Here is a 9,937-nt window from a genome sequence, read left to right as displayed (position 1 = left end):
GGGAGGGGACAGGCCATGAGGTGGGATTCGATGGGCGAGTCGCCCGGATGGGACAGGACGGTGTCGCGGGACGGGGGCGCGGAAGGCATGGCGGCTCGCGGTGGGCGGGGCTCCGTCATCGCGGTGGTGGCGGAGAAGCCCGCCGTGGCGCGCGACATCGCCCGGGTGCTGGGCGCCACCGAGCGGGGCGAAGGCTGCCTGCGCGGCAACGGCTACGTGGTGACGTGGGCGCTGGGCCACCTGGTGGGCCTGGCGCAGCCGCATGAAATCAGGCCCGAGTGGAAGCGCTGGCACCGCTCGCACCTGCCCATGCTGCCGGAGGACTGGCCGCTGGTGGTGTCGCCGCAGACGAAGGACCAGTTCGAGGTGGTCCGCCGGGTGATGAACGCGCCGGAGGTGGCGTCGGTGGTGTGCGCCACCGACGCGGGGCGCGAGGGCGAGCTCATCTTCCGCTACATCTACGACGCCGCCGGGTGCCGCAAGCCGGTGCGGCGGCTGTGGGTGTCGTCGCTCACCGAGCGCGCCATCCGCGACGGCTTCCAGCAGCTCAAGGATGGCCGGGCCTACGCGCCGCTGGCGGACGCCGCCATGGGGCGCAGCCGCGCGGACTGGCTCGTGGGCATGAACCTGTCGCGCCTCTACACGCTCGCGAGCGGGACCTACGGGAGCATGCTGTCCGTGGGGCGCGTGCAGACGCCCACGCTGGCCATGGTGGTGGAGCGCGAGCTCGCCATCCGCGACTTCGTGCCCCGGGACTACCTGGAGGTCGTGGCCACCTTCGCGCCGCGCGGCAAGGGCGCGCCCGCGGGGACGCGCTACCAGGGCACGTGGTTCCGCTCGGGGCCGGACGGCAAGCCGGTGATTCCCCCCGGCTTCGACAGCGTGCGCGAGGCGCGGCGCCTGGACGCGGACGGCGTGGAGGCGGGGCGCATCATCGACCGCGTGCGCGGCGGGCTCGCGGCGGTGGAGTCGCTGGACGCGGAGACGAAGCGGATGCCGCCGCCGCTGCTCTACGACTTGACGGAGCTGCAGCGTCACGCCAACCGCCTGTTCGGCTTCAGCGCGCAGCACACGCTGGAGGTCGCGCAGGCGCTCTATGAGAAGCACAAGCTCCTGAGCTACCCGCGCACCGCCAGCCGGCACCTGTCGGAGTCGGTGGCGGACACGCTGCCGGAGGTGGTGCGCGCCATCCAGGCGCCGTACGCGGAGGACCTGGCGCCGGGCACGGGCGTGCGCCCCCTGGGCAAGCGCTACGTGGACGACGCGAAGGTGACGGACCACCACGCCATCATCCCCACGCCCACGTCGCCGGACGGGCTGCGGCTGTCGCCCGACGAGCAGCGCCTCTACGACCTCGTGTGCCGGCGGGTGCTCCAGGCGTGGCACGAGGACCACGTCTGGAAGGTGACCACGGTCATCACCGCGGTGACGTCCAAGTCGGACGCCGGGCCCGTGGTGGACCGCTTCCACAGCGCGGGCACGCAGGTGGAGCGCGTGGGGTGGAAGGTGCTGGACCTGGGAGGCGGGCAGAAGGCGCCGCGTCCCCGGGCGGAGGGCCGCAAGGGCGGCGACAAGGACAAGGACAAGGACGAGGAGCCGGACGACGAGCCGCAGGACCTGCCGCCGGGGCTCTTGCGCGGACAGGCGCAGACGGTGGAGGACGTGGAGGGGGTGAAGAAGCGCACGCGCCCGCCGCCGCGCTTCACCGAAGCGACGCTCCTGACGGCGATGGAGTCAGCCGGGCGCACGCTCGACGAGAAGGAGCTGGCGGACGCCATGCGCGACACGGGGCTGGGCACGCCCGCCACGCGCGCCTCCATCATCGAGGTGCTGCTGGAGCGCGAGTACCTCGTGCGCCAGGGCAAGCGGCTGGAGGCCACGGACAAGGGCATCCACCTCATCCAGGTGGTGCACCCGGACGTGAAGTCCCCCGTGATGACGGGCCAGTGGGAGGCGTGGCTCCAGCGCATCGAGCGCGGCCAGGGTGAGCTGGGCTCGTTCCTGAGCGGCATCGAGGCCTACGTGCGGGAGGTCGTGGGGCAGGCGCCCACGGCGCTCCCGCCCACGCCGGTGCACGCGGGCGCTGCCTCCGGAGGCGCGCGGCTCCTGCCGGCCGTGGAGGCCGCGGATGCCGTGTCCGGGAGCCGGACCAGCGCCGCGCACACCGTCGCCCGCCCCGCGGACTCCGGACGCTTCGCGGGCCCTGCCTCCCACGCGGGCGGACAGGCCCCCGTGAGTGGCCGCTTCGAGGCCGCGCGACAACATCCCGCGCAGGGCGCCGCCGAAGGACTCTTCCGGGCGCGGGAAGGGGTCCCGGTCTCCGCGGAGGCTTCCGCGCACGGTGCCACCGGAGCGAGCTCTGGTGCCACGAGCTCCGGTGCCATGAACTCCGGCGCCGCGCGCCTCGGGGCCGCGCGGGACGTGGCGGCGCTCGGCTCGGGGATGGCGCGCGGCGCCTCCGGGAGCGCCGTGGCTGCCTCGCGGCCCACGCCTCCGCCGGTCCGGGAGCAGCCTCCCACGCTGCCCTCCGCGGAGGTGCGGTCCGCGTTCGTGCAGGCCTCGTCCGAGGGCTTCGGCCGGGCCAGGAAGCAGCCTCAAGGCGTGAACATGGGGAGCGGGCGGCCGGAGCGGGTGTCACGCGCGCCCACGCCGCCGGACCAGCTGCGGGGCCTCTTGAAGGCGGCGTTCGGCTTCTCCGACTTCCGGCCGTACCAGGAAGAGGTGTGCCGCGCGGCCACGTCCGGCGAGGACCTGCTGCTGGTGATGCCCACGGGCGCGGGCAAGTCGCTGTGCTACCAGCTCCCGGGCCTCGCGCGCGCGGGCACGACGCTCGTCGTCAGCCCGCTCATCGCGCTCATGGAGGACCAGGTGCTGCGGCTCCAGTCGCTGGGGTTCGCGGCGGACCGCATCCACTCCGGACGCGACCGGGCCGCGTCCCGGCAGGTGTGCGCCGAGTACCTGGAAGGCAAGCTGGACTTCCTCTTCATCGCGCCCGAGCGGCTGGGCGTCCCCGGCTTCGGCGAGTTCCTGGCCCGCCGCACGCCCGCGCTCATCGCCATCGACGAGGCGCACTGCATCTCGCAGTGGGGCCATGACTTCCGTCCGGACTACCGGCTCCTGGGCTCGCGCCTGCCGCTGTTGCGCCCGGCCCCGGTGGTGGCGCTCACCGCCACCGCGACGCCGGACGTGCAGCGCGACATCGTCCAGCAGCTGGGGCTGCGCGGCTCCACGGGCGGCGCCGCGCACACCTTCATCCACGGCTTCCGCCGCACGAACATCGCCATCGAGGTGCGGGAGCTGAACCCGGGCGCGCGCGGCGACGCCATCCTGACGCTCCTGCGCAACCCGGAGCACCGGCCCGCCATCGTCTATGCGTCCACGCGCAAGCACGCGGAGCAGTACGCGGAGCTGCTCGCGCACGACTTCCACACCGCGCCGTACCACGCGGGCCTCCAGCCCGCGGAGCGCGACCGCATCCAGGCCGCCTTCCTCAAGGGCCACCTGGAGGTCATCGTCGCCACGACGGCGTTCGGCATGGGCATCGACAAGGCGGACGTGCGCACCGTCATCCACGCGGCGCTGCCGGCCAGCCTGGAGGGCTACTACCAGGAGCTGGGGCGCGCGGGCCGCGACGGGAAGGACTCGCGCGCGGTGCTCCTGCATGCGTTCGTGGACCGGCGCACGCACGAGTTCTTCCACCGCCGCGACTACCCGGACCCCGCCGTGCTGGAGCGGCTCTACCAGGCCACGTCCAACGAGCTGGAGCCCAAGGCCTCCCTCCAGGCCCGCGTGCGCGGGGACCCGGAGGTGTTCGACAAGGCGCTCGAACAACTGTGGATCCACGGCGGCGTGGAGATGACGCCGGACGAGGACGTGCGGCGCGGCCGCGCGGGCTGGGCGGTGCAGTACATCGCGCAGCGCGAGCGCAAGCAGCTGCACCTGGAGCAGATGGGGCGCTACGCGGAGGCGCACGGCTGCCGCATGCGGCACCTCGTCGCGCACTTCGGCGACGTGCAGGACTCCGGCGCCGCGTGCGGCCTGTGCGACGTGTGCGCGCCGGAGACGTGCGCGGTGGTGCGCTTCGAGGAGCCCTCGGCGATGGAGGCGCACGCCCTGGGCCGCATCCTGGAGGCCCTGCACGCGCGCGATGGTCAGGCCACCGGACGGCTCCACCGGGAGCTGTTCGGTGACGCGCTCCACCGGCGCGACTTCGAGCGGCTCGTGGGCGGGCTGGTGCGCTCCGGGCTGGTGCGCCTGGACTCGGACTCGTTCGACAAGGACGGGCAGGTCATCCCGTTCCAGCGGCTGTCACTCACGGACACCGGCCGCCGCGCCCGCGTCATCGCGCCCGGCCAGGTGGTGCTCCCGCAGGCGCGCGAGGAGTCGCCCAAGAAGCGCCGCAGCCGTGCCGCCGCCGGCACCGCGAAGCGTCCCACGCGCAAGCGCGCGAGCCCCGGCGCGGACGCCGCTCCCCGCGCCCGAGGCAAGCGCGCCAGCACGGGCACGGGGACGCGGCGGGCCGCTGGTGGCCGCGCCGAACCGTGGCAGTCCCCGCGCGTGGACCGGGATGATCCGGACTTCGCCCCACAGGACTTCGCGACGGACGCGCCCGCCCCGGGTCGGTCTGGCTGGAAGGCACGCCCCACCGAGGAGCCCTCCGCGGGCCCGCGCGCATCATGGAATGCCTCGCGGAACGCCTCGCGCCAGTCACCTGATGCCGGGTACGCGGCGCCGGAGCCCGCTCCTGCGCTGGTGGAGTCCCTCAAGGCCTGGCGGCTCACCGAGGCGCGCAAGCGCAAGGTGCCCGCCTTCCGCATCCTCACCGACCGCGTGCTGGACGCCATCGCGAGCGCCCGTCCCTCCAGCGGCGCGGAGCTGATGTCCATCCACGGCGTGGGCCCCGCCCTCACCGAGCGCTACGGCGCGCAGATCCTCTCGCTCGTGTCCCGCCGTCGCTAGCGCCTCCTCCTTCGGACCCCCGTGCCGCCCGCGCTCCCGTGTCGCGCGGCGGACAGGCGGGAGCCTCCCGGGGCCCCCGGGCTCCCAGGGGCCGCACGGCGTGTGTACCCGTTCCCGGATGGCCTCACGGGAGGGGCGGCATGCGGATGACGCGGATGATCAAGGGCTGGGGGCTGGGGGCGCTCCTCGCGGTGGCGGCATGCGGCCCGACGGAAGGGGACACCCTCCTCTCCATCTCGGACTTCGACTACATGCCCAACAACCTCCAGGTGGAGCCGGGCCAGACGGTGCGCGTGCGCAACCTGGACACGGCGGCGCACTCGGCGACGTCCTCTCCGTCCTCCGCGGACCTGTCGCCCGGCCCGGTGGGGAATGTCGGCTTCGACACGGGGGAGTTCGTCATGGACGAGCGCGAGTTCACCGTGCCCGAAGACGCGGCCCCTGGCACCATCGTGACCTTCTACTGCACCGTGCACCGCGATTACCGGCACGGCGTGGGCAAGCTCGTCGTCCGGTAGGGCTTACGAACCGCCCGACAAGGGAACGCCCCTTCCTGGGCCGCAGGAGCGGACACCGACCGGCCGGGCATGAAGGTTGTTTCCCAGGTTTGTAGGCGGAGGGGCGGGTGCCACCTTCTCACCCAACACGCGCATGGGCGACGTGGGGGTTCAAGGGGGGGCGCAACGATGGAGCTGGGCTTCGAGACGATTGGGAACGCCACACTCATCTGTCACGACCACGGGCCGGTGCTGGTCACCGATCCCTGGACGGACGGCACGGCGTACTTCGGCAGCTGGACGCTGTCGCACGAGATTCCGGACGAGCAGCGCCAGTCCATCCGCGACTGCGCCTACGTGTGGCTCTCCCACGGCCACCCCGACCACCTCAGCCTCGAGTCGCTGGAGAAGCTGCGCGAGCGCACGCTGCTCGTGCCCGACCACGTGGGCCACCGCATGCGGGACGACCTGCGCGAGGCGGGCTTCCGCGTCCAGGTGCTGGCGGATCGCGAGTGGACGCGGCTGTCTCCCCGCATCCGCGTGCTGTGCATTCCGGACGTGAACCAGGACGCGGTGCTGCTCGTGGAGGTGGGCGGGCGGCTCATCGTCAACCTCAACGACTCGGGCGACCGCGGCCAGGGCCGCTTCGTGCGCCGGGTCATCAAGGAGTACGACGAGACCTTCCTCCTGGCCCTGTCCGGCTACGGCGACGCGGACATGATGAACTTCTTCACCGAGGACGGGGACCGCATCCTCCCGTACGCGGCGGCGAAGACGCCCGTGGGGCAGACCATCGCGCGGCAGGCGGAGCTGTACGGGGTGCGCTACTTCGTCCCCTTCAGCTCCATGCACAAGTACCAGCGCGCCGACAGCGTCTGGGCCTCCGAGTACACCACCACGCTGCCCGACTACGCCCGGGGCTTCCACTCCACCACCTGCCAGATGCTCCCGGCCTTCCTGCGCCACGACTTCACCAACGACTCCTCGGTGTCCATCAACCCCAGGGAGCGCGCCCTCACCCCGGTGGATCCGAAGCAGTTCGGTGACGACTGGAGCGAGTGCCTGGACGCGGACGAGGTGAAGCAGCTGGAGCAGTACTTCCGCGCCGTCGAACACCTGGGCACGGTGATGGACTTCCTGCGCTTCCGCGTGGGCGGCAGGGAGCACGTCATCGAGTTCAACAAGCGCCGCTTCGAGAAGGGCATCACCTTCGAGGCGCCCCGCAACTCGCTGATGACCGCCGTGAAGTACCAGGTGTTCGACGACCTGCTCATCGGCAACTTCATGAAGACCACCGTCCATGGCGGCTTCGGCAAGGGCAGCCTCTATCCGGACTTCAGCCCCTACGTGGCCAAGTACGCGGACAACGGCAAGGCCCGCACCGCCGCGCAGCTGCGCGACTACTTCAACGAGTACAAGGGTCGCGACATGCTGGGGTACCTGCGTCACCAGGTGGACGCCCACTGCGTGCGCCCCCTCCAGACCCAGTCCGCGGAGCTGCTGCGCACCCTGCTGCCCGCCGACTCCAACGCCTTCCGCATGGCCAAGGAGACCTACTGGAAGGTGCGTCGTGCCATCCTCTAGGATTCTGAGAAAAGACCGTCTGGGGCTGGCCGAAATCAGGACACGGTGCTGTCCTCTTCTCGGACGGACCTGGGGCTCATGGAAAACCCCTGTCTTTCAGGGGTGTTGAAGACAGGGATGTCACGAAGGGTGACAACGGGGACGCGGGAGCTTGGAGCGCTGCTGCTCCAGCTATCCCGCATTTCCTGATTTTCTCCCCTGGGGGAGGCTTGGCCCGACAGTTGCTCAATGGGCCGGCGCGCACTTCGCGGCTGGTGGGAAGGCCAGGCGGAAGGGGCGCAATCCCCCGTAGGACAGAGGAAGAGTCTCCCAATGCTCAAGTTCCGCTCTGTTGCGATGCTGGCCGGTGTGTCGATGCTCGGTGCTGCCTGTGGAGGTCCTGAGACCCAGCAGGAGTCCGAGGTGAAGCCGACGTGGGAGGAGTTCCAGGCGAACGCCTACCGCGAGCCGTGGGAGGGCGGGAAGATCATCGTCAACGGTGACGAGGCGCTGGAGTCCGAGGAGGAGCTGGCGGCCTACTTCAAGAACGTCGTCCAGGCCGAGCTGGGCAAGTCCCAGGATGGCCTCGCCGTGTACTACATCGGCGGCGACATCAAGTGGAGCAGCACGCAGAAGCTGAACCTGACCTACTGCATCAGCAACAACTTCGGCACGACCAACAAGGCGAAGATGGTCACCGCCATGGCGAACGCGACGGCGGCCTGGGAGGCCACCGCGAGCGTGAACTTCACGTACCTGTCCCAGTACGACGCGTCCTGCACCGCGAGCCAGACGGGCGTGCTGTTCGACGTGCGCCCGGTGAGCGGCCAGTCCTACGTGGCGCGCGCGTTCTTCCCGAACTCGGCCCGCTCGGGCCGCAACGTCCTCGTGGACAGCAGCGCGTTCACGAGCACGGGCGCGTGGTCCCTGACGGGCGTGCTGCGCCACGAGCTGGGCCACACGCTGGGCTTCCGTCACGAGCACACCCGCTCCACCGCGTCCGGCTGCTACGAGGACAACCAGTGGCGCGCGCTGACCAGCACCTACGACCGCGCGTCCGTCATGCACTACCCCCAGTGCAACGGCACCCAGACGGGCGACCTCGTGCTGACCTCGCTGGACAAGCAGGGCGCCCGCTCGCTGTACCCGTGAGCGCGTTGAGCTGCTGACGTCCGGTTCTCCTTCGCGGCGGCATGTCGCGCAAGGAAGGCCGGGTGCGACGGGGCCGGTGGGAGCGTCTTCGCTCCTGTCGGCCCTGTCGTCGTTTCTGGCGCCGGGCTTCAGATGCGGAGGGTCGGCACGTCGGCGTCCTGGGCGCGCTCGAAGAAGACGAGCAGCTTGCCGCCCCCCTTCTCGGCGATCTCCAGGCACTCCAGCGCGCTGCTGTCCGCGTCCAGCTCCGCGGTGATGCGCTCCGGTTCGAGGACGCGGTGGGTGATTTCATCATCGCCGTGGCCCGCGATGATCTGCACCGCGCCCAGGTCGCTGCCCTTGCGCTCCAGGGAGATCTCCACCAGCGGCAGGCTCCGGGCGATCTCCTGGTCACCGGTGTCCAGGCTGAGCGACTCCAGGGTGATGGACTCCACGCGCACCCGCTGGTGGCGGATCCGCTCGGTGATGCCGGCGAGGTAGCTCGCCCACTGGTCCCTGGGTATTTCCTGGTTGGTGTGTGCCATGAAGCCGCCTCCGCGCGCCGTCGTGTGCCTCAACCGTAAGGCGTGTGGCGCGCGGATGGAGTCCGGGCCCGTCTCCTCGTCGCGTCGGGGACCTCGCGGCCCGGGCCCCGCCACGTCGGCCGACCCCGACGAAAGGATGAGGCGTCAGTCGCGCACGGCGTGCACGGTGTCGTCCTTCAGCACCAGGCGCACCGTGGCGGCGCGGCCATGGCCGAAGTGTTCGTAGGCGGCCGCCTCCAGGATGGGGGCCAGCGCGGTGCGCAGACCCCGGGCGCCCGTCTCTCGCTTGATGGCGCGGGCGACAATCCAGTCGCGCACGGCGTCGTCCACGCTGAGCTGGAGTCCCTCGTGTTCGAACTCGCGCTCCCAGGTGCGCAGCACGTTGTGCTGGAGGATGTCGCCCAGCGTCGCCGCGTCCAGGGGGGCGAAGGAGACCAGCCGGTTGAAGCGGCCGATGAGCTCCGGGATGAAGCCGTAGCGGGAGAACGCGGTGGTGTTCTCCAGGTGCTCCTCGGTGATGCGCACGGCGATGGACTCCGCGTCGCGCTGGCCGCCCTTGCCGGGCTCGCGGCCGAAGCCCACGCGCTCCACGTGCGTCATGTGTTCGGCGGTGCCCCGGAAGCCGCTGAAGGCGCCGCAGGCGATGAAGGTGATGCAGTTCATGTCCAGCGTCTCCGCGCGGATGCGGCTGGTGAAGCCGAAGTCCGGGGGGAAGGTGGTGCTGGCCGCGGACAAGAGGTGCAGCAGGCTGCGCTGGACGCCGAAGCCGCTGACGTCCTTGGTGGTCTGCTGGCCGGAGAAGCGGCTGTCGGAGCGACTGGTGGCGAGCTTGTCGAACTCGTCCATGCAGATGACGCCGCACGCGGCCCACTCCGCGTCGCGGTCCGCGGCCTCGTAGAGGCGGGACAAGAGGGTGCTGACGTCGTCGCCCACGTAGCCCGTCTCGGAGAACTGGGTGGCGTCCGCGAGCACGGTGGGCACGCCGAGGATTTCGCGGAACATCAGCTCCACGAGGAACGTCTTGCCGGAGCCGGTGGGGCCCAGGAAGAGGGCGTTCTCACGGGTGCCGGGCTCGGGCTGGATGCCCTCCAGGTACACGCGGCGGATGCGGCGCAGGTGGCGGTAGGCGAGCACGGCCGCGGCGCGGCGGGCCTCGGGCTGGCCGCGGTAGCCCAGGTCGCTCAGGCGCGCGTCGATGCCCTGGGGAGAGAGCATCTCCAGCGCGGCCACGCGCTCCTGGAC

General features: G+C 71.5%; 6 protein-coding genes. 4 read left to right on the top strand and 2 right to left on the bottom strand.

Translation table 11 applies throughout. The annotated features are described in order from the left end of the window. Positions 1–15 precede the first annotated feature (15 nt). From D7V93_RS28690 to D7V93_RS28675, 4 genes are all read left to right on the top strand, one after another. Positions 16–4,959, top strand: coding sequence for a DNA topoisomerase 3 (locus D7V93_RS28690; protein ID WP_244237569.1), 4,944 nt, complete (start codon positions 16–18; stop codon positions 4,957–4,959). A 140-nt stretch (positions 4,960–5,099) separates the two neighbouring features. After that, positions 5,100–5,477 (top strand): cupredoxin domain-containing protein, encoded by a 378-nt coding sequence (locus D7V93_RS28685; RefSeq protein WP_147451384.1) that lies wholly within the window; start codon positions 5,100–5,102, stop codon positions 5,475–5,477. Positions 5,478–5,645: 168 nt separating this feature from the next. Continuing rightward, positions 5,646–7,040 carry an MBL fold metallo-hydrolase gene (locus tag D7V93_RS28680; RefSeq protein WP_120646420.1) on the top strand — a complete coding sequence of 465 codons (1,395 nt, stop codon included), beginning with the start codon at positions 5,646–5,648 and terminating at the stop codon, positions 7,038–7,040. Between the two features lie 312 nt (positions 7,041–7,352). Further along, entirely contained in the window at positions 7,353–8,171 is an 819-nt protein-coding gene (locus D7V93_RS28675) for a M57 family metalloprotease (RefSeq protein ID WP_208723177.1), read from the top strand. A 128-nt stretch (positions 8,172–8,299) separates the two neighbouring features. Here the strand turns inward: D7V93_RS28675 and D7V93_RS28670 are convergent, their stop codons facing one another. Further along, complete coding sequence (locus D7V93_RS28670; protein WP_120646418.1) at positions 8,300–8,695, bottom strand: DUF5335 family protein; 396 nt, start codon at positions 8,693–8,695, stop codon at positions 8,300–8,302. A 144-nt stretch (positions 8,696–8,839) separates the two neighbouring features. Continuing rightward, a partial coding sequence (locus D7V93_RS28665; protein WP_120646417.1) for an AAA family ATPase occupies positions 8,840–9,937 on the bottom strand: 1,098 nt, incomplete at its 5' end.

Origin of the sequence: Corallococcus llansteffanensis (assembly GCF_003612055.1) — a bacterium.
Classification (GTDB): Bacteria; Myxococcota; Myxococcia; order Myxococcales; family Myxococcaceae; genus Corallococcus; species Corallococcus llansteffanensis.
Note: the sequence above shows the minus strand (reverse complement) of the source record. Positions and strands in the feature narration are given on the sequence as shown.

Bases quoted from the DNA above. Each gene is read 5' to 3' on its own strand.
- D7V93_RS28685 (WP_147451384.1), top strand. From the start codon at position 5,100: ATGCGGATGACGCGGATGATCAAGGGCTGGGGGCTGGGGGCGCTCCTC.
- D7V93_RS28670 (WP_120646418.1), bottom strand. From the start codon at position 8,695: ATGGCACACACCAACCAGGAAATACCCAGGGACCAGTGGGCGAGCTAC.
- D7V93_RS28675 (WP_208723177.1), top strand. From the start codon at position 7,353: ATGCTCAAGTTCCGCTCTGTTGCGATGCTGGCCGGTGTGTCGATGCTC.
- D7V93_RS28680 (WP_120646420.1), top strand. From the start codon at position 5,646: ATGGAGCTGGGCTTCGAGACGATTGGGAACGCCACACTCATCTGTCAC.
- D7V93_RS28690 (WP_244237569.1), top strand. From the start codon at position 16: ATGAGGTGGGATTCGATGGGCGAGTCGCCCGGATGGGACAGGACGGTG.